17 protein-coding genes and 1 pseudogene are annotated in these 22,999 nt (G+C 64.0%); 15 read left to right on the top strand and 3 right to left on the bottom strand.

What is annotated here, in order from left to right:
• Positions 1 to 119: 119 nt before the first annotated feature.
• The 11 genes and pseudogenes from ABIF91_RS45620 (at position 120) to ABIF91_RS45570 (ending at position 13,692) form a co-directional block, all read left to right on the top strand.
• Positions 120 to 719 (top strand): annotated as a pseudogene (locus ABIF91_RS45620) (DUF1419 domain-containing protein).
• 159 nt (positions 720 to 878) lie between these two features.
• On the top strand, positions 879 to 5,981 hold the full coding sequence (locus ABIF91_RS45615; protein WP_424579929.1) for an N-6 DNA methylase: 5,103 nt from the start codon (positions 879 to 881) through the stop codon (positions 5,979 to 5,981).
• A 246-nt stretch (positions 5,982 to 6,227) separates the two neighbouring features.
• Positions 6,228 to 7,913 (top strand): ParB/RepB/Spo0J family partition protein, encoded by a 1,686-nt coding sequence (locus ABIF91_RS45610; protein ID WP_018273819.1) that lies wholly within the window; start codon positions 6,228 to 6,230, stop codon positions 7,911 to 7,913.
• A 91-nt stretch (positions 7,914 to 8,004) separates the two neighbouring features.
• A complete protein-coding gene (locus tag ABIF91_RS45605; RefSeq protein WP_018273818.1) occupies positions 8,005 to 8,484 on the top strand; it encodes a hypothetical protein in 480 nt (159 codons plus the stop codon).
• Positions 8,481 to 9,371: a DUF7007 domain-containing protein gene (locus ABIF91_RS45600; protein WP_035677528.1), complete on the top strand. Its 891-nt coding sequence runs from the start codon at positions 8,481 to 8,483 to the stop codon at positions 9,369 to 9,371. Before ABIF91_RS45605 ends, ABIF91_RS45600 begins: the two co-directional genes overlap by 4 nt.
• Positions 9,368 to 9,781, top strand: coding sequence for a hypothetical protein (locus ABIF91_RS45595; protein ID WP_018273814.1), 414 nt, complete (start codon positions 9,368 to 9,370; stop codon positions 9,779 to 9,781). Before ABIF91_RS45600 ends, ABIF91_RS45595 begins: the two co-directional genes overlap by 4 nt.
• Before the next feature lie 396 nt (positions 9,782 to 10,177).
• Complete coding sequence (locus ABIF91_RS45590; RefSeq protein ID WP_284280205.1) at positions 10,178 to 10,765, top strand: hypothetical protein; 588 nt, start codon at positions 10,178 to 10,180, stop codon at positions 10,763 to 10,765.
• A gap of 294 nt (positions 10,766 to 11,059) precedes the next feature.
• A complete protein-coding gene (locus ABIF91_RS45585; RefSeq protein WP_018273812.1) occupies positions 11,060 to 11,986 on the top strand; it encodes an ArdC family protein in 927 nt (308 codons plus the stop codon).
• A 659-nt stretch (positions 11,987 to 12,645) separates the two neighbouring features.
• Complete coding sequence (locus ABIF91_RS45580; RefSeq protein WP_028343038.1) at positions 12,646 to 12,957, top strand: DUF736 domain-containing protein; 312 nt, start codon at positions 12,646 to 12,648, stop codon at positions 12,955 to 12,957.
• Positions 12,958 to 13,090: 133 nt separating this feature from the next.
• Positions 13,091 to 13,399, top strand: a complete 309-nt coding sequence (locus tag ABIF91_RS45575; RefSeq protein ID WP_018273808.1) for a type II toxin-antitoxin system RelB/DinJ family antitoxin — start codon at positions 13,091 to 13,093, stop codon at positions 13,397 to 13,399.
• On the top strand, positions 13,396 to 13,692 hold the full coding sequence (locus tag ABIF91_RS45570) for a type II toxin-antitoxin system mRNA interferase toxin, RelE/StbE family (protein WP_018273807.1): 297 nt from the start codon (positions 13,396 to 13,398) through the stop codon (positions 13,690 to 13,692). The genes ABIF91_RS45575 and ABIF91_RS45570 overlap by 4 nt, the downstream gene beginning before the upstream one ends.
• Before the next feature lie 289 nt (positions 13,693 to 13,981).
• Here the strand turns inward: ABIF91_RS45570 and ABIF91_RS45565 are convergent, their stop codons facing one another.
• The 3 genes from ABIF91_RS45565 to ABIF91_RS45555 form a co-directional block, all read right to left on the bottom strand.
• Positions 13,982 to 15,181, bottom strand: coding sequence for an RHE_PE00001 family protein (locus ABIF91_RS45565; protein WP_244430221.1), 1,200 nt, complete (start codon positions 15,179 to 15,181; stop codon positions 13,982 to 13,984).
• A 287-nt stretch (positions 15,182 to 15,468) separates the two neighbouring features.
• A complete protein-coding gene (locus tag ABIF91_RS45560; RefSeq protein WP_018273805.1) occupies positions 15,469 to 15,864 on the bottom strand; it encodes a type II toxin-antitoxin system VapC family toxin in 396 nt (131 codons plus the stop codon).
• The gene (locus tag ABIF91_RS45555) at positions 15,864 to 16,109 is read right to left on the bottom strand and encodes a type II toxin-antitoxin system VapB family antitoxin (protein ID WP_018273804.1); all 246 of its coding nucleotides are present in this window, start codon (positions 16,107 to 16,109) and stop codon (positions 15,864 to 15,866) included. Before ABIF91_RS45555 ends, ABIF91_RS45560 begins: the two co-directional genes overlap by 1 nt.
• Before the next feature lie 896 nt (positions 16,110 to 17,005).
• On the opposite strand from ABIF91_RS45555, the gene ABIF91_RS45550 reads away from it, so the two are divergent.
• From ABIF91_RS45550 to repC, 4 genes are all read left to right on the top strand, one after another.
• Positions 17,006 to 18,274, top strand: a complete 1,269-nt coding sequence (locus ABIF91_RS45550) for an IS256 family transposase (RefSeq protein ID WP_038952271.1) — start codon at positions 17,006 to 17,008, stop codon at positions 18,272 to 18,274.
• Between the two features lie 1,020 nt (positions 18,275 to 19,294).
• Positions 19,295 to 20,509 (top strand): plasmid partitioning protein RepA, encoded by a 1,215-nt coding sequence (gene repA, locus ABIF91_RS45545; protein WP_018273802.1) that lies wholly within the window; start codon positions 19,295 to 19,297, stop codon positions 20,507 to 20,509.
• Complete coding sequence (gene repB / locus ABIF91_RS45540; protein ID WP_018273801.1) at positions 20,506 to 21,525, top strand: plasmid partitioning protein RepB; 1,020 nt, start codon at positions 20,506 to 20,508, stop codon at positions 21,523 to 21,525. The genes repA and repB overlap by 4 nt, the downstream gene beginning before the upstream one ends.
• A 197-nt stretch (positions 21,526 to 21,722) precedes the next feature.
• Positions 21,723 to 22,958: a plasmid replication protein RepC gene (gene repC, locus ABIF91_RS45535; protein WP_028181603.1), complete on the top strand. Its 1,236-nt coding sequence runs from the start codon at positions 21,723 to 21,725 to the stop codon at positions 22,956 to 22,958.
• Positions 22,959 to 22,999 lie beyond the last annotated feature (41 nt).

Genomic DNA, 22,999 nt, shown 5'->3' with positions numbered 1-22,999 from the left:
CCCTTGACCCGCCGGACCTTCGATGCGGCCGGCGAGGAGGTGTGATGAAGGGCTGAAGTGACGAAGAGATCAGGCGGATCGCTCGCGCTTCAGTCCGGCTAGGCCAAGAGGAGCCGCCGATGCACACCTTACCCATTATCCGCAAAGTCTTGGAAGGCGTCGCGACGCGCCATGAGATGCACCGCTTGTTCAACCGCCATCGTGGTGACCCCGCGATGGCCGATGGTGAAGGCCAACATCTCTTCGCCGGTGAGTGGTTTGAGTCAACGAGCGGGAGCACGACTACATGCTCGATATCCTGCCACCGCTGTTCATGCGCGCCGACATGTTCGCGATGCGCGAATTCATGACGGGCAGCGTCACCAGCATCTTCTTCGCGCTTGCCATCGACGGAAGGCGGCGCTGGTTCCATGGCTATTGCGATCTTTCCGATCGGCTGTCGCCGGAGCGCATGAAGGCGGCGATCATCGAGCGCGAGTCACGGCCCGTGCGCGCGATGACGCGCGACGAGCGGCTCGAGCACATCTGGTCGAGCACGCATGACGATTATCGCGGCTACGCCGGCGAGCGCTGGCCGCATGCGCGGCCGCCGCACCGTACTCGTCTATGCCGGCCAGAGCGGCACAGTCCTGAAGCTGCTCGACGACCTCACCGAGGCAGAGATCGTGGCCAAGCTGCCGGTGCAGTTCCGTCATCTGCCGGACACGGCCGCGGCCTAGCCGACCTCCCCCCGCCCCGCGGCAGCCCGGCCCCCCGGGCGTCGCATTTCAGCAACCGGCCAGGCGCCGGCCCACTCATCAATTCCCGCAACGCCGTGCCGTCCGTCTCAGCCCGCGCCGGCGGACGGCCGCGCGCGCCCCAACTGGAGAACATTTCCCATGGCGCATGACGATCCTTTCACCCTCGACCTCTTCGGCAATACCGCCCGTTCATCCAGCCTTGGCCTTGGCGTCACGGGCTTAGCTACCGATTTCGGCAGCGCTGACGACCATGAGGATGATCCGCCCCCGTCGACGCCGGCCTCGGTAGGACCGGCGATCGAATCGGCGCAGCGCTCCGAGGCCGATCACAGCAGGCGCGGCGACAATTTCTATCTTTCCGGCGAGCGCGGCCTCGCAAAGGGCTGGAAGCAGCGCGCCCGCGACAGCATCGCCGCAGTTCGGCTTGCGGCACAGATCGAGGCCGCGCAGCGGTCCGCGACGGTCGAGGAACAGCGGCAACTGATCCGCTTTATGGGCTTTGGCGCCTCAGAGCTCGCCAATGGCGTTTTCCGCCGACCGGGCGAAGCCGAATTCGCGAAGGGCTGGGACGAGATCGGGACCGACCTGCAGGATGTGGTCGATGAGGCTGACTACGCTTCGCTGGCACGCTGTACGCAGTATGCCCATTTCACGCCGGGGTTCATTGTCCAAGCGATGTGGGCGGGTTTGCTGCGCCTCGGCTGGCGCGGCGGCCGCGTGCTCGAGCCCGGCATCGGCACCGGCATGTTTCCGGCGCTGATGCCGCAGGTTCTGCGCGAGGTCTCCCACGTCACCGGCGTCGAGCTCGATCCCGTCACGGCGCGCATCGCGCGGCTATTGCAGCCGCGGGCGCGGATCGTCACCGGCGATTTCGCGCGCACCGAGCTGCCGGCGCGGTTCGACCTCGTGATCGGCAATCCGCCCTTCTCCGATCGCACCGTTCGCTCGGACCGCGCGCTGCGCTCGCTCGGTCTGCGGCTCCACGACTATTTCATCATCAAGGCGATCAAGCTGCTGAAGCCGGGCGGGCTCGCCGCCTTCGTCACATCGCACGGCACGATGGACAAGGCGGATGGCTCGGCGCGCGCGCTGATCGCGAAGCACGCCGATCTCCTCGGTGCCATCCGTCTGCCGGAAGGTAGCTTCCGCGCCGATGCCGGCACCAACGTTGTGGTCGACATCCTGTTCTTCCGGCGGCGCAAGCACGGCGAGCCCGAAGGCGACCTGTCATGGCTCGACCTGGAGGAAGTATGTCCGGCGACCGACGACGAGGGCGCAATCCGGGTCAATCGCTGGTTCGCGTTCCATGGCCGCCTTGTGCTCGGCGCGCACGCGCTGACCTCCGGCCCGTTCGGCGAGACCTACACCTGTCTGCCAAGTGACGGCGAGGACCTCGCGACCGCGCTGGACAATGCGATCACCAACCTTCCTGTCGCAATCTATGACGGCGAACCGGAGGCGATCGTCTCTGATGGCGAGCACGAAGCCGTGCCGGCGAAGTCGGAGAGCTCGGCGAGCCTCACGGCGCGCGAGGGCAGCTATCTCCTCGATAGCCGGCATGGCTTGATGCAGATCCTTGATGGACGGTCAGTCGCCGTCAGGTTGCGCAAGGGCCGCAGCGCGGACGGTGTTCCGGAGAAGCACGCTCGGATCATCCAGAAGCTGATCCCCATCCGCGACGCGGTCCGCGAGGTGCTGAAGTGTCAGGAGCTCGATCGGCCGTGGAAGGACGCGCAGGTCAGGCTGCGCATCGTGTGGTCGAACTTCGTGCGCGCCTTCGGTCCGATCATCACGACCGTCGTGTCGACGGTCGAGGATGACGAGACCGGGGAGGTCCGCGAAACGCACCGCAGGCCGAACCTCCAGCCATTCCTGGACGATCCGGACTGCTGGCTGGTGGCCTCAATCGAGGACTACGATCTCGCGTCCGACACGGCGAAGCCGGGCCCGATCTTCACCGAGCGGGTGATAGCGCCGCCGGCGCCGCCCGTCATCACCAGCGCCGCCGACGCGCTGGCCGTCGTTCTCAACGAGCGCGGCCATGTCGACCCCGACCATATCGCGGAGCTCGTGCACCGCGACGCGGACGGCGTCATCGCCGAGCTCGGCAGCGCCATCTTCCGCGATCCCAGCGGCGGCTCGTGGCAGACCGCCGACGCCTATCTGTCGGGTGCTGTGCGCGACAAGCTGAAGGTTGCGGAAGCGGCGGCTGCGCTCGACCCCGCCTATGCGCGGAACGTGACCGCCCTGCGGGAGATGCAGCCTGCCGACCTCCGGCCCTCGGACATCACCGCACGCCTTGGCGCGCCGTGGATTCCCGCCGCCGACATCGTCGCGTTCGTCAAGGAAACGATGGGCGCGGAAATCAGGATTCACCACATGCCGGAACTGGCGTCGTGGACGGTGGAGGCCCGGCAGCTCGGCTGGATGGCCGCCGGCACCTCGGAATGGGGCACGGAGCGGCGGCACGCCGGGCAGCTTCTCTCTGATGCGCTCAACTCCTCCGTCCCGCAGATCTTCGACACGATCAAAGACGGCGACAGCGAACGTCGGGTCCTCAACGTCGTCGACACAGAGGCGGCGAAGGAGAAGCTCTCGAAGATCAAGACCGCCTTTCAGAATTGGATCTGGTCCGACCCGGATCGGACCGACCGGCTGGCGCGGGTCTACAATGACCGCTTCAACAACATCGTGCCGCGCGCCTTCGACGGCTCGCATCTGAAGCTCCCGGGCGCATCGGGCGCCTTCGTTCTCTACGAACATCAGAAGCGCGGCATCTGGCGCATCATCGCCTCAGGCGCGACCTATCTCGCCCACGCCGTCGGCGCCGGCAAGACGATGACGATGGCGGCCGCGATCATGGAACAGCGGCGTCTCGGCCTGATCGCTAAGGCCATGCTTGTCGTTCCCGGCCATTGCCTGGCGCAGGCGGCGCGCGAGTTCCTGGCGCTCTATCCCGGTGCCCGCATCCTCGTCGCCGACGAGACCAACTTCACCAAGGACAAGCGGCACCGCTTCCTGTCGCGCGCCGCGACTGCAACGTGGGACGCGATCATCATCACCCATTCGGCCTTCCGCTTCATCGGCGTGCCGTCCGCCTTCGAGCAGCAGATGATCCAGGACGAGCTCGAGCTCTATGAGACGTTGCTCACCAAGGTCGAGAGCGACGACCGCGTCTCACGCAAGAGGCTCGAGCGCCTGAAGGAGGGATTGAAGGAACGGCTCGAAGCGCTGGCCACGCGCAAGGACGATCTCCTGACCATCTCCGAGATCGGCGTCGACCAGATCATTGTCGACGAGGGGCAGGAGTTCCGCAAGCTATCCTTCGCTACCAATATGTCGACATTGAAGGGCGTCGATCCGAACGGCTCGCAGCGCGCCTGGGACCTCTATGTAAAGACGCGCTTCATCGAGACCAAGAATCCTGGGCGGGCGCTGGTGCTCGCCTCCGGCACGCCGATCACCAATACGCTCGGTGAGATGTTCTCGGTGCAGCGCTACCTCGGCTACGCAGCGCTCCTGGATCGGGGCCTGCATGAGTTCGACGCCTGGGCCTCGACTTTCGGCGACGTCTCGACGGAGCTCGAGCTCCAGCCGTCCGGCAGGTACAAGCCGGTCACTCGCTTCGCGACCTTCGTGAACGTCCCCGAGCTGATCGCCATGTTCCGGTCCTTCGCCGACGTGGTGATGCCGGAGGACCTGCGGCAGTACGTGAAGGTCCCGGCGATCTCGACGGGCAAGCGCCAGATCCTGACGGCAAAGCCTACGCCGGCGTTCAAGCGCTATCAAGCCCTGCTCGACGCGCGGATCAAGGCGATCGAGACGCGCGACCGGCCGCCGGCGCCGGGTGACGATATTTTGCTTTCTGTCATCACCGATGGGCGGCATGCGGCGATTGACCTGCGTCTGGTCGATCCGGACAACGATAATGAGCCGAACAACAAGCTGAATCTTCTCGTCGGCAACGCCTTCCGCATCTGGAAGGAGACGTCAGACAACAGTTACGTGCGCGCCGACGGCAAGCCGTACGAGCTGCCGGGCGCCGCGCAGATGATCTTCTCTGATCTTGGAACGGTCAGCGTCGAGAAGACGCGAGGCTTCTCGGCCTATCGCTGGATCAGGGACGAGCTCGTCCGCATGGGCGTGCCCCCGTCCGAGATCGCCTTCATGCAGGACTTCAAGAAGTCCGAGGCCAAGCAGCGTCTGTTCGGTGACGTACGTGCCGGCAAGGTCCGGTTCCTGATCGGCTCCTCAGATACAATGGGGACGGGCGTCAACGCGCAACTTCGCCTGAAGGCTCTCCATCATCTCGACGTGCCGTGGCTGCCGTCGCAGATCGCGCAGCGCGAGGGGCGGATAGAGCGCCAGGGCAACCAGCACGACGTCATCGACATCTTCGCCTATGCTACCGAGGGCTCGCTCGACGCGAGCATGTGGCAGAACAACGAGCGCAAGGCTCGCTTCATCGCCGCGGCACTCTCCGGCGATACGTCGATCCGTCGGCTCGAGGATCTCGGTGAAGGCCAAGCCAACCAGTTCGCGATGGCCAAGGCGATCGCGAGCGGCGACCAGCGGCTGATGCGAAAGGCTGGGCTCGAAGCCGACATCGCCCGGCTCGAGCGTCTGAGCGCGGCGCATATCGACGATCAGCACGCCGTCCGTCGGCAGATCCGAGACGCGGGACGCGACATTGAGTTCTGCACGCGGCGGATCGCGGAGGTCGGCAAGGATATCGAGCGCCTTGTTCCGACCGTTGGCGACGCCTTCGCCGCGACTGTGGCCGGCAAGCGCTATGTCGAGCGCAAGGAGGCCGGCCGCGCCCTGATGAAAGAAATTCTGACCCTCGTCCAGCTCCAGCAGGAGGGCGAGACCATCATCACCACGATCGGCGGGTTCGACCTCGCGTACACCGGCGAGCGTTACGGCCGTGACGGCTATCGCTACGGCACCATGCTGATCCGCACCGGGGAAGCGCATGAGATCGAGCTGCCCCTCACAGTGACGCCGCTCGGCGCAATCTCCCGTCTCGAGCACGCGCTCGACGATTTCGAGGGCGAGCGGGAGCGCTATCGCCAGCGTCTCGCCGACGCACATCGCCGGCTCGCCTCGTACCGGTCGCGCGAGGACGGCGAATTCGTATTCGCAGCCGATCTCGCCGAGAAGCGCAGGCAGTGGGCGGAGGTAGAGAAAGCCCTTGCGACGGATGTGGAGGGCGCGGGCGAGAGCGCAATTGCAGCGTGATGAAGGAGGAAGAGAAGGCCTGCTCGCAGATCGGCCAGGCCGGCAACGCTGACGCTCAACCGCCGCCTGCGCGATCCCAGCCCGTCGTCCTTCGCAGGGCTGTTAGCCCTGCTTGTCCGGCCTGGCAGGGATGCTCGGCCGCAGTTGTGCCGGCCCGACCGCTCCGCGGGGCCCGGGGGTGTCTTCGGGAAGAAGACGAGGAAGGGCCCGCAAGGCGCGGTCCGCGAACCCGAACAGGAGAATCTCATGCAGCTCATCAAAATTGATCCGCGTGCGCTGAACGAAAATCCCGACCGCATGCGCCAGACGAAGTCGACGCCGCAGGCCGACGCCCTGCTGCTCGCGACGATCAAGGCCGTCGGCATCGTCCAGCCACCCGTCATCACGCCCGAGACCGGTGGCCGCAACGGCTATGTGATCAATGCCGGTAATCGCCGCGTGAAGCAGGCGATCGCCGCGGGCCTCGAGGAGATCGATGTCCTCGTCGACGAGGCGGCGAACGACAACGGTGCCATGCGCTCGATGATCGAGAATATCGCGCGCGAAGCGCTCAATCCCGTCGACCAGTGGCGCGCGATCGAACGCCTCGTCGCGCTCGGCTGGACCGAAGAGGCAATCGGCGTCGCATTGACCCTGCCCGTCCGGCAGATCAGGAAGCTCCGCTTGCTCGCCAACGTGCTGCCGATCATGCTCGATCACATGGCCAAGGGCGACGTGCCAGACGAACGGCAGCTTCGTACCATCGCCTCGGCGTCGCTCGACGAGCAGAAGGAGGTTTGGAAGAAGCACAAGCCCTCCAAGGCGGATCCGCAGGTGTCGTGGGGGAGCGTGGCGCAGGCCCTGACCAAGGCCCGCATGTACGCACGTCACGCCAGCTTCGGTGACGACCTCGCCCAGGCCTACGGCATCCAGTGGGTCGAGGACCTGTTCGCGCCGGCGGACGAGGATAGCCGCTACACCGCGGATGTCGAAGCGTTCCTTGGCGCGCAGCAGGAGTGGATGACCAACAACTTGCCGAAGCGCGGCATCATCGCCGAGACGACGAACTGGGGCGAGGTCAAGCTGCCGCCGAAGGCGGAGCGCGTCTACGGCAAGCCGTCGAAGTCGGATTGCGCGGCGATGTATCTCGACCGTGACGGCCGTGTGCAGAGCGTGCATTACCGCATGCCTGCGGCGAAGAAGTCGAAGGACAAGGGCACGGCGCCCGGCACTGGCGCTGCCGACGAGAGCACAGCGGTCTCGAAGCCGCGTCCCGACGTGACGCGCAAGGGCATCGAGATCATCGGCGACTTCCGAACCGACGCCCTCCATGAGGCGCTGGCACGCGCGCCCGTCGAGGACGATGCGCTGATGGCGCTGCTGATCCTCGCGTTCGCGGGCCAGAATGTCTCGGTCGATTCCGGTAGCGGCGGCACTTATTATGGCAACCGGCGCATCGCGCGCTATACCGCAACGCTGTTCGATCAGGATGGCAAGCTCGTCCTCGACATGGACACGCTGCGCGTCGCGGCGCGCTCGATCCTCGTTGAGGTTCTCTCGTGCCGGGAAAACCGTACCGACAGCGGCATCGTTGCGCGCGTCGCCGGCGAGGTTGTCGGTGCGGACAGCTTCCTGCCGAACATGGGAACCGACGACTTCCTGTCGTGCCTGTCGCGCGCCGCGCTCGAAGGCTCGTGCAAGGACGCCTCTGTTTTCCCGCGCCAAAAGGTGAAGGACACCCGCGCCGCTTTGGTCGAGCACTTCAAGGAAGGCCGCTTCGTCTATCCGGCAGCGCTGTTCGCTCCGGACAAGGTCAACCTGCTGGCCTGGCTGACGAAGAACGTCGTCACCGCCCCCGACGACGTCGACGACCAGGTCGAAGAGCCGGACGCTGGCGACGAGGACAGCGGCGAAGCCTTAGGTGACGAGGCGTTCCGTGAGGCAGCTGAATAGCCCGCCCGCCATCGACAATCCGAATGACGCCCCGCCGCCGGCCCAGCCGGCGGCGGCTTCGCTTCCAACACCCATGAACAGGAGGACGTCCATGTCCGCGCAGTTGATCTACGATCTCGTCCCGCTCGGCGCGATTATACGGTTTTCCGACGGCACGCCGCGGCCACCGGAGCGGCACCGTAAGAAGCTTGCGGCTTGGGAACACCGCAACAGCGGCGGCCGGCTGATCCGCAAGCAGGCAGAACGCCGCGTCGGCAACACCGTCATCGGCGCCAGCATCACACTGCACGCCGGCAACTATGGCGGCGGCGGTGTCGTGGTGCTTCGCGTCCACCGGACCTTCTCGGTGGACAGCGACGACCTGAGGTTCGTCGCGACCGAACGCCCAAGGGTCGGTTCGGTCCGCGTGCTCAGCCGACCCGGCGAGGACGCTGAACTCGTCTATCTCGCCAGCAGCCGCGCCGACGCCGAAACCTGGCTGCAGAGCCACGGCTATCCGGATGCGGTTCTCGACGAGGTGACAGCCGATGTGCCGGCAGCCGACGTCATAGAGGGGAGGACGGCCGCATGACGACGCCCTCACCGCTCACCACCGAGCCGGATTCGAATTCTGGATTTCCCGAGGTCGAGTTCGGCCGCAGCGGCGACGGCTATCTCGTCGCTCGCGTCGGCGAGACGGCCTTCGCCATGTTGCCGGGACGCGACGCCCGCCATTATCTTGCGACCGGCTGGCGTATCAACCGGCCGATTGCCGAATGGAAGCGCTCTGACTTCTACGGTCATTCCGGTGGGCTCGCCGACGAGGCGGCCTTCCGGACAAAGGTCGTGGAGAACGCCGAGCATCAGCGCGAGAAGCGTGCGCTCGGCCGTCGCGACACCGGCTCCAATGCGAACACGCCATGGGGTCCGTCGCAGGGTGCAACCATCTATGCGGAAGGCGTCATCTGCCATTCGACGGCGGGCCACGTCGGCTTCCATCTCTCGGCCGAGCGCAACCGCAAGGTCAATCCTGTACTGCGCGCGCCGGACGGCTGGTACGAGGAAGACGAGGCCTGGGCGATCGTGGCGATCACCTTCCCGCATCTGTTCACCGGCTACGAGCGGCGCTGCGCCGAGCGCACGATCAAGGATAGCTGGCCCGATGGGTGGGAGGCGATTTTCGGGATCGTGCTGCAGCCCGGCGAATCCCGTGAGAAGGATCGGCGCGCCTTCGAGAAGGAGCACGCCGACAACTGGATCGTCGTGTCGGCGATCACGTCGGATCAGCAGCCGGGCTTTGTTGAAGTCGTCGCCACTCCGGGCGGCAGACGCGGCGCGGGCACTGAGGAGCGACGTTTCCTCGTCCCGTCCGAGGAGTACCGGATCGGCCGCTTCGGCTTCGTCGTCGATGAGACCCGCCACCCGGTCTATTCCGGACCATCGAGCTTCATCGGTTGGCAGGGAAGGAAGTCGCCATGAAGGCTTCATCCGAACGCCTCGCCCAGCTTTCGCGCATGGAAGAGGCACGCCGCCAGACGCAGCGCCAACTCAACATGATCGACCGGCAGATCATCCGCCGCATGACGACGCTGATCCCGCAGCTCGGCCGCAAGCGCTCCGGATACCGTCGCGGGAAGCCGCCTGACCCGAGCGCCTTCCTCGAACGCTATCGCTCGAACCTTGCGGCGATCACCGCAGAGCGCCAGCCGGAGATCGATGCGCTCTCGCGCAAGCTCGCCCGGCAGGATGCCGCGATCGAGACGCTGCGGGCTCGATCCGCGCCGGAGTCTCGACCCGCTCGTGACGACCCGGAGCTCGCGCATCGCAAGGACGAATGTCGCAGTCCGGCCAATTGTCGTCCGGGCAATCGGCAAGGCGCTGCAGCCTAGCGGGGCCGAAGCCGACCTTGCGGCTCGCTCAGGCGAACGTCTTGGGCACGGCGCGAAGCTTGCGATCGGCTCCTCGAACCTTTCCGCATTCGCCAACCCGGCCCGCACCCTGTCGGCCCTCCCCTCGGGTTTGCTGCGGTCTGCGCCCCCGGCGGTCCGCTTCAAGGCCAAGTCGCAAGCGACCAGGAACCGCCGATCTCGGCAAGGCCCGACCGCGTCCGGCGCAGGGCCCCAGCAAGCTGGGACCCTGCTGGCCCGCAGCCGGACCTCGCTCGCCTGGCGGTCCCCGGACCTTGAAGCGGCCCTCATCCCGGCGGCGCTGGGCGACCGCACCCGAAGGGAGGTCCGGAGGGGCCGGATCGAACCTGACGGCGAAACCTTGGAAAGGAATTCACCATGACCAAACCTGTTCGTCCCTCCCGCGCCAGCGCCCGTGTCATCCCGCTTCGCAAGGGCACCACTCTCGAAATGGTCCGGCTCGCCTGTCCCGACGCGGCACAGGCACAGCGAATCTCCGAAAGCTTCGGCCTTGCGATCCTGGACAGCGACGGCATCCGCGATCTGCATGAGAGGCTCATCATCGAAACCGCTGACGCGCTCAAGGACGGCCTGAGTGAACGCGCAATGCAGATTCACCTTCAACGGATCGTCGGCGCTTACGTCGGCTCCGCGCATGGCGCTGGGCAGTTCTACACCCGCGCAGTCACCGAAGCGCGAGATGCGACCGCCAAGCTCGCCAATGACGGCCGCGATGAGGACCTCGATGGTCCGGTCGGCTTCGATAGCCAGGCACAGCGCAAGCGTGAATTCGCCGCCGACATGGGCGTGCAGTCTCACGCGCTTCGCATGGCTGCCGAGGGCGCCGTCGCCGCCTACGAAAAAGTCGTCGGCGAGACCTGGAAGCCTTTCGAGCGTCCTGTCGACAACACGACCGACACCGTCGGGCGGAAGGCGGCCAAGGCGCAAATGTCGGCGTTCGACTAACCGTCGGCGCGGGGCCTCGGCCCCGCGCCTCTTCCACTGCAGCCACCTCGCGGGCCGGTCTGCCAGACCGGCCCAACTTCGTGTCGCCGCTGCAACAAAGGGCGCCTCCCCGCCCTACGCGCCATCGTCGGCTCCTCCCGGTCCGTGGTCCTGTGCCGGACCCTATGCCCGCGCAACGGCTTCTCCGTCCTTCGCGTTGCTTCGGCCCTGCGGGTGCGCGGACCTTGGGCTCGGCAGTGGCGGACCCCGTGAGGAGCCGCGATGGGCGCGGTCTCCCGAACGGAGGTCATTATTATGAACAGGAATGGAGAAAAGGTGCGAGGCGACCTGTACGCCCGCATCACGGACCGCATTGTCGCTGAGCTCGAACGCGGCGTGCGCCCCTGGGTTCAACCTTGGGCCACCGCGAATATGGCAGGCCACATCACGCGACCGCTGCGACACAACGGACAGCCCTATACGGGCATCAACGTCGTGCTGCTTTGGTCAGAAGCCGTCGCGCGCGGCTTCCGCTCTTCGATCTGGATGACGTTCAAGCAGGCCAGCGAACTCGGCGCGCACGTCCGTAAGGGCGAGACCGGCAGCACTGTGGTTTATGCGAGCCGCTTCACCAAGACAGAGACCGACACTCACGGCGACGAAGTCGAAAGGGATATCCCCTTCTTGAAGGCCTATACCGTGTTTTGCGTCGACCAGATCGATGGCTTGCCCGAGCATTATTACGGTCGGCCGGCCGCTGTCGCATCAACGATCGAGCGTAACGCGAGCGCCGACGCTTTCTTTGCCAATACCGGCGCGCTTGTTCGGCATGGCGGCTCGATGGCGTTTTACGCGCCCTCGTCCGATCACATTCAGATGCCGACGATCGAAAGTTTTCGCGACACCGCCTCCTATGTCGCCGTCAGAGCCCATGAAACCGTGCACTGGACCGCTCCCGCTCACCGCGTTAATCGCGATCTCAGCCGTTACAGCAAGGATCGGAGCGAACGCGCGCGCGAAGAGTTGATTGCCGAACTCGGGAGCTGTTTCCTCTGCGCGGATCTCGGGATCTCTCCCGAACTCGAACCGCGACCTGATCATGCAAGCTACCTCGCATCGTGGTTGGAATTTTTATCGAGTGAGAAGCGCTTTATCTTCTCGGCTGCCGCGCATGCGCAACGCGCCGTCGCCTATCTGCACGACCAGCAGCCGAACGCCGCTGAAGTCGAAGAGGCAGCATGATACATGATGAGCGCATAACGTGATTGGCGCCGGCGCTTAGCTATCCGGTGATTCAGGGCAGAGATCCGGCCTTGTTGGCCGCTCGAGGGCCAGTGTCCGTTCATTCCTCGTTCTGCGCCACCTGATTGTGGCCTTGCGTGCCGTCGTTCGAGGAAGACGACGTTCTGACTTTGCACAAGTCGTCGCTGTGCCGAGCAAATCTCGCTCGCGGCCTGCGGATTCACTTTCGGGCCGCGAGGCTCGCTTGACGGCAGAGTAGCGCGCTTACCCGTTTCGGGCTTCGACCCGCAAGCCTGAGGAATTGAAAGATGTGTGCGGTGAGCGGTGATCGGGTTGTTTCGTCGGTCAAGGTTTCGATGGTCGCCATTGTCGGTTTCCTCGGCCATTTCTTCTGGCACACCCACGTCGTCCTCGATTGGCATGTCTGACCGAAGGGCGCCGTCGCTTGAGCGCCGCCTCGCTCTTATCCCCGCAACAGCCGGTTACGACTTTCTTCCCCTGGCCGCTGCGCGCCCATTCCTCGCGCAAGCCAAGAAAGTCGTGCCCGGGCTGCCCTCTACTGCGTGCCGGCCCCTTCGGGGTGCGGGTCGATCGCCTCCGGTCTGTCGCCAGCCATCGAGGCCGCGATGGGCGGCCCGGAAAACTGAAAGGACACGACAATGGCGACCATCGGCACCTTCACCTCGACCGGCAACGGCTTCTCCGGCACGGTTCGCACCCTCGCTCTCAATGCCAAAGCCAAGCTAGTTCGGGTCGAGAATCCCTCCGACAAGGGACCGCACTTCCGCATCTTCGCCGGCAATGTCGAGCTGGGAGCGGCTTGGCAGAAGACCGCCAGGGACACCGAGCGCGATTACCTTTCGGTCAAGCTGGACGATCCGAGCTTCCCGGCTCCGATCTATGCCACCCTGATCGAGGTGGAGGGCCAGGACGGCCTACAGCTCATCTGGTCCCGCCCGAATCGGGATTGAGGGCCCACGCAACGGCCCCGCCGAAAGGCGGGGCCATTTGCCCGCTGTCACAGCCTCGGCTCACGGAGCCGTGATAGTCCCTGGCGCATGTCATTCAAATGTATTACATCTAGCTACGAATAAGGAGGTCGCTATGGCTTCGAATGCCTTGGTCCAAACCCGCATCGATGCGGACGTGAAGGAAAAGGCCACTGCGGTTCTGGAAAATATGGGTCTCACGGTATCCGACGCCGTGCGGATCCTGCTGACGCGCACGGCCAATGAAGGGATGCTTCCGCTGGAGCTCGTGAGCAACAGCCAAGCTTACGATACCTGGTTTCGTGAGAAGGTGCGCCAGGCGTTGGCCGACACGCGGCCTGATATCGATGATTCCGAGGTCGAAGCGCATTTCGCACAACGCCGTGCCGCTGCGCTTCGAAAAGCGCCGGAGCAGGAACGGTGAAACTCGTCTGGTCGCGCTTCGCGTTGTCCGATCGCGACAGCATCTTCAGCTACATCGAGGCCGAGAATCCTCGTGCCGCGGTCCATGTCGACGAACAGATTGCGAATGCCGCGCGGCGCCTGCTCGACTTTCCGGATAGCGGTCGGCCGGGCCGTGTCGCTGGGACGCGCGAGTTGGTCATTCCGCGTACATCTTATGTCGCGGCGTACCTGGTCGACGGCGATACCGTTCGCATCTTGCGCGTGCTCCATGGCGCGCAGATGTGGCCTGACGAACTTACCAACGACGATTGAGGCGGCTCCGTACAGTATCGTGCGACCAGCTGGACGAGCAAGTTTCGATTTATCGCTTATATCGTAGGTTGGCTACGATAAGTACGATCAAACTAAATCTTCAAGCCTTCGTCTCGCGTGCGTGCCGGGCGAATAAAGGCCTAGGTCAGCGTCTCGAGCGTGACCGGAGTTTTCGTCACCCTCGGGCGCTGGGAACGGCCGCTGCGCTGGATTCAACCGCGCGGCATTTTTGTTGGTGCCTTATTGAGACGGTCTTTCAGCCGAGCGTTCACAGCACGGACTTTCGCCTCTACAGGACGCCCCACGCCCGGTAGCGTCCCCGCCCGGTCGCCTCGCGCAGGCCGAGCTCGGCGACCAGGTTTTGGGCAGCACGGGGAGTGATCCCGAGTTCCGCCGCGATCATGCCCGCCGAGACGATCGGCCTCGTCAGCACGTAATCGAGGAGAGCCGGCAGTTTTGAAGTGGCGCGACGGCCGGCGAGTTTTCGGGCGAGCAGGTTTCTGGTCATCAGCCAGCGGTCGTGATCCTTGCGGCCAGACTCGGCGGCGGCCGTCATGGCCTCTAGGTGCACGACCAAACGCGCTGCGACGTCGCGCGGCCGCCGGCGCTCACGCGGAATGATTTTCAGCCCAGCATGCAGGCACGGCAGATGCGATCGCGTTTTGCCGCGGTCTCTCAACAATGCCGCGGCGAGCAGGCGGCCGAGCCAAGGCGTGTGCTCGAGCGGTTCGATCTCACCCCAGGCGTCGGCGGCAATTGCCCCCGCCAGGGTCGGCGGCAAGCCGCGAGTCTGGTCGATCACATCGCGCCAGTGATCGAGGCGTTCCTCCTCATCCCAGTCGGGATCGTAGATGAGAGAATCCCGCTCCGGCCGAAACCGAGTCTCGTCGGCAAGCCTGCGCTCAGCCCTGGCGTTTGCGGCGTCGACGGCAGCGAAGGCGGAGGCCAAATGGGGATCAGCCTCGATGGCACCGAGCGGCTCTTCGAGATCCACCTCGTCCCGCTCGCCGTCCTCGGCGAGCTCAAAACTTCCCTTACCTTCCTTCCGATTGGTCCTCTCCTCTTCCCGCTCGCCCCGCCCGCGGAGGCTGGAGAGCCCCGGAGCCGACAGCGCCCAACCGGGCTTCGCCTCGGCGATGCGCCGACGGGCGCGCAGCACAGCGTGAGCGCGAGTCAGTTCATGGGTGGGAGCGCGAACGTCCATGCCCGCATCGTGGAGGACGAGGTCATCGAGGTGGACAAGTTCGCCGTCCAGCCACAGACTGGCGCAGGCATCGGTGAAGTGTGTCCGACTGATTGCGCCGTCGCGGATTGGGCTTTTGGCCAGCCGCTCGTCGAAGCGGGCCACAGCATCCTCGGCGGCGGCAAGCGGCCCGGCGAGCTGGACCCAGGGCAGCGGATCGGGGATTTTGTAGGTGGACGGCAAGGTCCTGATAACCTTATTGGGAATCAGCGAAACGGAAGCTAACATGGCTTTCGCTTCCGTCATAGCGACGTCGGTTGCGGACTGTCCGCTTGCAACTCAACGAGCTGTTCTGGCGAGGTCAAGCCAGGCTAGCACCGGTCGGCGCCAAACCGCCGAGAAAGATGCGCCGCTGGTCAGCTCCCCTGCCCTCTTCCGACCCCGTCGACCGCCGTCCGCTTAGAGTCCTCGTCGGCCAGGTCGACTGTCGTCGTGGCTATCGGGCTGGCTTCCGAGCGCAGGCTCGGTGGCTTCGCGCGAATCAACGTTCATTACTTCTGCCACGCTCAGGCTCGCTTCGATAGTAGCGCTTGTCAGGCCGCCTCGATGTCGGTCTGCGGAAAATCGGCGCCCTTGAACATCAGCGGTTCACCGAGATGGCGGGCGCAGGCGTAGGCGAAACAGTCCCCAAAATTGAGCCGTGCCGGGTGTCGACCCTTGCCGTAGCGGTCGTATGCTTTGAGCGCGATGCGGGCTGTTTCGGGCGCCACGTTCACCATTTTGATTTCCATCAGCGCGAGATAGCTCTCGACCGCTTCGGCCGCCGCGGCGATCGGCAGATCGAGCACGCGGGCGATGGCAATCGCCGCCTCCCACACGGCCAGCGGCGAGGTCAACCGCGTTGTGCTTTGCTGCACGCGCGCCAGCAACTCGCGCGCCTCGTCTTCGTTGGTCAGCATCGCGGTGAGCGCCGAAGCGTCGATGAACATCAGGAATCCTCGTACAGGCTGTCGCGGAACGCCTTGTCGGCGGCTTTGCCGCTCTGCGGGTTGCCCTTCGCCCTCAAATCGCGACAAAACTGGACGCCCAGGTCGACCAAGGACGGCCTGCCCTGCTCGCGTTCGAGTTCATGGGCGAGCGCGGTGTGTACGGCCTCGGTCAGTCCGATTTTCTTTAACGCCGCGACCCTGCGGGCCAGCGCGTCGGTCTCGGGATTCTTGATATGGAAGGCCATCCGGCGCTCCTCTAGCGCGCATCGTGTATCCCTATATAACATTCCGGATACACCGCGTGAAGGTTGGTTACTCTCGGAAATCTGATGGAGAAGGTTGTAAGAGCGCACGGAGGCCGTAGACTTCTATGGTTAGCATTGTGTGAATGCCATCCTCGGGCCTTCCGGGCGCTTTTTCCCATCAAGACCACGCCATCATCTGGACGGGGCTCCGGCCGAGGACGACCTCGTCCCGGCTCCTGAATTCATCAGCGCGCGGATCAACGAGGGCTGGAAAGGCGCGCGTCGACGGCTGGACGGCACAGATTGTTGTCAGCTGACAACATCCATTTGCTTGGTAGGCCCAGGCTCTTGTTGTCAGCTGACAACAATCCTCCAGGGCCGGTTGCGACCTGAGACCGCAGCGCGAGGCGACTCTCAGCTCCCGATCGGCCTCATGGGAGTCACGCGAACCCGCGAGATTAGATTATAGATCCGCCTTGCGGCCTGCTGATGGAGTGCCGTTCTGAACTGGATGCTGTGGATCAGCTTCCTGACAGGCCGAATCGGGGCGTGAGCTCAGCCTGCTCTTCGGCTCGTTCTTCCCGACGATCTACGGCCATGGCCCGACCCCGATGCCGGCCGTGATCACGCAAGGTCCGGCGGCGCCTCCGCCTGCCCGACCGTGAGCCGCCAGCCTGTTGCGCAGGTCTGGACTAAGAGGATGTTGTCAGCTGACAACAGTCTGTGCGGCGTCCCCTATGGGACTACTTCCCCCTGCGATCGAAACGTTACGCTTAGGGAGAGATCCGATGCGGCGCGCGAGCTATGGCGGAATCTGGGTGATGACGGTGTGAGGAAGGCGGCGTATCGAGGCGGGTGACGAGCCTGCCAGAACCTCTCGAGGAGAGCGATACGCCATGACCGAGACTACCAATGTTCTTGCTTTCCGTCAGCCGTCCGCGGTTGATGATCCACTGACCGATATCGTTCGTGCCGGCGCGCGGGACCTGCTTGCCAGGGCGATCGAGATCGAGGTTGGCGCGTTTCTGGCCAGCACGGCCAATCTGACGCTGCCCGACGGTCGAGCGCGCCTGGTCCGACATGGGCACGGTCCGGTGCGCGAGATTGCGACCGGCATCGGTCCGGTGGAGGTCGCTCGTCCCAAGGTCCGCGACCGCGGAGCGAGCGGGCCAGGCGACCGCCTCCGCTTCAGTTCGGCAATCCTGCCGCTATGGGCGCGGCGGACGAAGAGCCTGGATGCCTTGATCCCGGTCCTCTATTTGCGCGGCATCTCGACCGGCGACTTCCAGGAGGCGCTCTCGGCGCTGCTCGGCAAGGATGCGCCGAACCTGTCGCCTTCGGTGATCGCCGGCCTGAAGGCCGATTGGCAGGTCGAGTACGAACGCTGGCAGAGACGCGATCTGTCGGCGCGTCGCTATGTCTACATCTGGGCCGATGGCGTGTACCTGCAGGCCCGCATGGAAGATCACAGCGAATGCATGCTGGTGCTGATTGGCACCACGCCGGAAGGCAAGAAGGAGCTGATCGGCTTCCAGGTCGGCGTGCGCGAGAGCGCGCAGAGCTGGCGCGAACTCCTGATCGACCTGCGGCAACGCGGGTTACGGATTGCCCCGCAACTCGCCATCGGCGACGGCGCCCTCGGCTTCTGGAAGGCACTGGACGAGGCCTTTCCCGGCACGCGGCACCAACGATGCTGGTGCCATAAAGTGAGCAACGTACTCGACAAGGTCGCCAAATCCGTGCAGGGCCCCATGAAGAACGACCTGCGGAACATCTATCTGGCCCCACACCGGGCCGAAGCTGAAACCGCGATCGACGTCTTCGTCGAGAAATACCACGTCAAATACGGACGTGCGGTGGAGTGCCTGATCAAGGATCGCCATGCGCTGCTCGCCTTCTTCGACTTCCCTGCTGAGCACTGGATCCACCTACGCAGCTCGAACCCGATCGAGAGCGTCTTCGCCACGGTGCGCCACCGAACGGTGCGGACCAAGGGATCGCTGTCGCAACAAACTGCGAAGCTGATGGTGTTCAAGCTCATCGACGCCGCATCGAAGACCTGGCGGCGATTGAAGAGCACGAACCAGTTGCCGAAAGTCATCGCCGGTGTAAAGTTCATCGACGGAATCGAAGTCATTCCGAACACTGAAAGCCACGCCGCCTGATCAGGCCGCGTCACCCAAAATCAGCCATAGCTCGCGGCGCGCTCGCCTCGAACTCGAAGGTCGGGATGCTATCGCGGGCAGCTGGACGCCAGACGTTAAGATTGGGCTCCGGCCCGGCGCGAGGTCGATCTGCCGCACGGCCGTGTCGGTGAAGGTGTTGGCCTAACTGCGCATTGGCCCCCTTCGGCGAAACAGGTCGCACGAGCGGCCGATGAGGAGGGGCCCCGCAGCGCAGGGTGGTGGCCGGCCTTGCGGCTGTTGATCCGGGAACAGCGAGCGCCAATGACCGGAGTGCACCTCCGTCGATTACTCTATGCTTGTTCGTTCGGCTGATTGGCGGAGACTTATTACCGTGTGGGCTTGCTTGTTGACCTGGCGAGCGGCGGCCCAGCGGAGTGCCGCAGTGGCGCGTCGATCCACACTGCGATGGCCCGGCGCGCTGCGGGACCTGGCGAACCAGCCCCACAAGATCCGGACGCTCACCACCGGCTCCGGCGCTTCAACCTGACGGGGAGGACGCTTTTCGGGGAGCCGTCGGTTCTGGGTATCGGGTGCGAACGACCCTGCCTTACGAGGGATACGATCCTCCGGGGGCAACGGCTTGCTGGCACGGGGAATAGAGATACCCACGCGGCATGGATCGACCGCTCTTCAAGCGCTGGTGCACGCTGAGTCGACCCCAGAAGCGAGGGTTTGCCGCGCATGGAAAGAGGCCCCGGCGCATCCGCACGATAGCAACACTGATCGGAGCAGCGGCTGGCATCGTACGAATGACGCTTGTGGAATCCAGGCGGCCTCGCCGAATCGCGCTATAGTAGAGGCTCCCCCGGCTGGCCGGGGCCATTGTTGTCAGCTGACAACAGGGCGACGCGTCCAAAAAGCCGCTGCTCGCAGTTGGGCACGCCATCGAGCGTTAAGAACTCGTTAACCCTTTATTTCTTGCTCAAATCATAGAATCGTGGCCATCTCTCAAGACGGATATTAGGCGTCTGACGCGCAGAAACCGTCTTGAGAAGGCAAATGACGACCTTAGCGGAAGATACGGTTACGATGAGCGAGACTGCGTCTGCGCGGATCTCTCGGCATGCCGGCATTCTTTCCGGCCAGCTTCGCTCGCTCGCGACGACACTGTTCCCGCCCTCAGCAAGCAAATCGCTCCGGTCGTTCACCTCAGGGGAGGTTGCGCGAATTGCAGGCGTGTCCGATGGGTACCTTCGCCAGCTCTCTCTCGACGGACTTGGACCGACCCCAGCGACGGGGATCGGGGGGCGACGGTCTTACACTCTGGCCCAAATTCATGAGCTGCGCGGGTATCTGGCGACCGCGCGGCCCCGAGAAGCACTGGAATTTCTCCCGCGCCGGCGCCCGGGCGACAAGCTCCAAATCATCACCGTCGCGAACTTCAAAGGCGGCTCCGCCAAGACGACGACGGCATTGTATCTTTCGCAATACCTCGCCCTTGCCGGCTTTAGGGTCCTCGCGATTGACCTCGATCCGCAGGCTTCGCTGTCAGCAATGTTCGGGTACCAACCCGAGTTCGACATCGGAGCGAACGAAACCCTCTACGGCGCCATACGGTATGACGAGCACCGGCGGCCAATGCACGAGGTCATTCGGCCGACCTATTTTGACGGGATAGGTCTCGTGCCCGGCAATCTCGAGCTCATGGAGTTCGAGCACACCACACCTCGAGCCATGGTCGAGCGGCGTGAACGCGGGCACGACCTGTTCTTTCGTCGCGTCGCCAGCGCGATCGACCAGGTCGCCGACGACTATGACGTCGTGGTCGTCGACTGCCCCCCCCAACTTGGTTACTTGACCATGGGCGCGCTAAACGCGGCGACCGCGATGCTCGTGACCATCCATCCTCAGATGGTCGATGTTGCGTCCATGAGCCAATTTCTCCTCATGACGTCGGACCTCATGTCCGTCATCGAGGAAGCTGGCGGGCGACTCGATCACGATTTCATCCGGTACGTCATCACGCGTCACGATCCCAATGACGTGCCCGAAGCTCAAATCGTGGCTCTCCTCCGGACTCTTTTTGGATCGGATGTGCTTCAGGCCACAGTGTGGAAATCGACCGCGATCGCCAATGCTGGTCTCACCAAGCAATCACTTTACGAGCTGGAGCGCGGCGCCGTAGGGCGGGGCGCCTACGACCGGGCATTGGAATCGGTCGACGCGGTCAATGCCGAAATCGCGCAACTTCTCAAGAAGGTGTGGGGTCGATGAGCAAACGTACTGACACCATCAAGAGCCTTTTCACGGCCCCGCAGTCACCTGCGTTGTCAGCTGACAACGTGCCGGGAGCCTTGCCACGGGTCTCGTCCGGCTCAGTCCGCTCGTTGAAGGACACTTTTTCCGGAGTTGAGAAAGAGAACGAGGAGCTGCGTGAAAGGATTGCCTCCGGGGCGATGATCCTTGAAATCGACCCCTCGCTTATCGATCCGTCACCGCTAGCCGACCGGTTTCGCGACCAGGATGACAGCTCGTTCGAGGCACTTAAGCAGTCGATCGCACAGCGTGGTCAAGAGGTGCCCGTTCTCGTTCGGGAGCATCCTGAAGCAAAAGGGCGCTACCAGAGTGCGTATGGTCACCGCCGCGTCCGCGCCACTCGCGAACTAGGCATTTCGGTCAAAGCGATCCTGCGAGCGCTGTCAGATGAAGCGCTCGTCGTGGCGCAAGGACTCGAGAACGCACCACGCGAAGATCTGAGTTTCATTGAGCGCGCCACCTTCGCGATGCATATCGAAGATGCCGGGCATAGCCGGTCAATCGTGCAAGATGCGTTGTCGATCGATCGTGCGGAGGCCTCGAAACTCCTTGCCGTGGCCCGGTCAGTTCCAACCGATGTTATTCAAGCAATCGGGAAGGCTCCGAAAGTTGGCCGCGGTCGCTGGCAGTCATTCGCTGAATTGATCAAGGATGCCGCGGCGCTCAAACGTGTCAGAACGGCGATCGCTGAACCGAAATTTGCAGAGCGAGAAACCGACGCCCGGTTTCTTGCCGCATTCACAGCGGCAAGCCGTCCATCCTCTGCGGGGACATCGAAGGCTTCCGAAGAGAAGCCGGTCTTTTCCGTATCCGGCGACAAGATTGCGCACGTGCGTCAGGCCGAGCGCGAATTGAAGCTTACCCTTGACAAGAATGTCTCGGCGACATTCGCGGCATTTCTTGTCGACCAGCTCCCGGCGCTGTTCGAGGCCTTTTCCAAGACGAGCAGTGGTCAGGAAACTACCGAGGCCTGACGGCCTCGTCCCGTAAACACGAACCAGGAGCAGACAAGGCAAAAGAAAAAGGCCCCCGAAACGGAGTTCCGGAAGCCCTTCTCTTCAAGTTTGGCGACTGACAGAGAATCACTTTCGCGAATCGCAGTCAAGAGTTTCTACGCGATTTTATCGTCGTTTCGGCGAGCAGGTTTCCTTTGCCCAGCTGAGGCAAAGACATGCAGTCACACTCTCCAGCGACGCCCTTTGGGCGGCGATCATTGACGCTTGCCCATGTGGCAAGCCAGATGGTCGCAACCGAACGCCCTCCCGAAAAGATCGTTCACAAATGGAAGATCTTCCACGCCATCTGCACGGCACGGCCGCGCCTTGGCGTGTCGGAGCGCTCGCTCTCGGTGTTAAATGCGCTCCTGACCTTCCATCCCGAGACCGCGCTCACAGGGGAGGATGATCTGATCGTCTTCCCGTCGAACCATCAGCTCAGTCGGCGGGCGCACGGCATGCCGGCATCGACGCTGCGGCGTCACCTGGCTGTGCTGGTCGACGCGGGACTGATCGTTCGGCGCGACAGCCCTAATGGCAAGCGCTATGCGCGGAAGGACGATGCCGGCGAAATCGAGCTTGCCTTCGGCTTCGATCTGTCACCGCTCGTCGTGCGCTCGGAAGAGTTCGAGAACCTGGCGGCCGATATCGAAGCAGAAGCCCGCGCCCTCAAACTGGTGCGTGAGCGGATTACGCTGTGCCGGCGCGACATCGCGAAGATGATTGCAACTGGCATCGAGGAAGGTGTCCCGACGCGAAGGGTAGGGCAGGGGGGGGCTGCCGACTGGCAGGAGGTGCATGCCGCCTTCCGCGCAATGGTCGCCCAGATTCCGCGCACCGCGACGCGCCAGGAGCTCGAGCCGATCGCCGACGAGCTGTCGCAACTTGCTGACGATGTGCTCAATCTTCTGGAAACGCATATCAAATCCAAGAATCCGAGCGCCAATGAGTCCCATTCTGAGCGCCACATACAGAATTCAAATACAGATGCCTCTACTGATCTTGAACCTCGCCTCCGAAAAGGCCGGGCGGCGAGAGCCGAGCCTAAACCTCAACCATCGCGAGTCGCCGAGGGTTCGTATCCGTTGGGAATGGTCCTGAGTGCATGCCCAGACATCGTCGATTATGCGAAAGGTGGGATTTCGAACTGGCGCGATTTCTTCGCCACGGCGGCTGTTGTGCGGTCGTCGCTGGGGATCAGCCCAAGCGCCTGGGAGGAGGCGCAAACCGTCCTGGGTGAAATGCAGGCGGCGGTCGTTGTCGCCTGCATCCTGCAGCGTGGCACCGCGATTAGATCGGCTGGCGGCTACTTGCGCGGGCTGACGCGGAAAGCGGAGGCTGGAGAATTTTCCCTTGGGCCGATCCTGATGTCGCAGATCAACACCCGGCTCCATGAAAAACGGACGGCCTGACGGATGGGTAAGCGTCTCTGTGCGCCATCGCCTCGGCTCGG

Source organism: Bradyrhizobium sp. USDA 241, assembly GCF_049739505.1.
In the GTDB taxonomy this organism is placed as follows: Bacteria; Pseudomonadota; Alphaproteobacteria; order Rhizobiales; family Xanthobacteraceae; genus Bradyrhizobium; species Bradyrhizobium liaoningense.
Note: the sequence above shows the minus strand (reverse complement) of the source record. Positions and strands in the feature narration are given on the sequence as shown.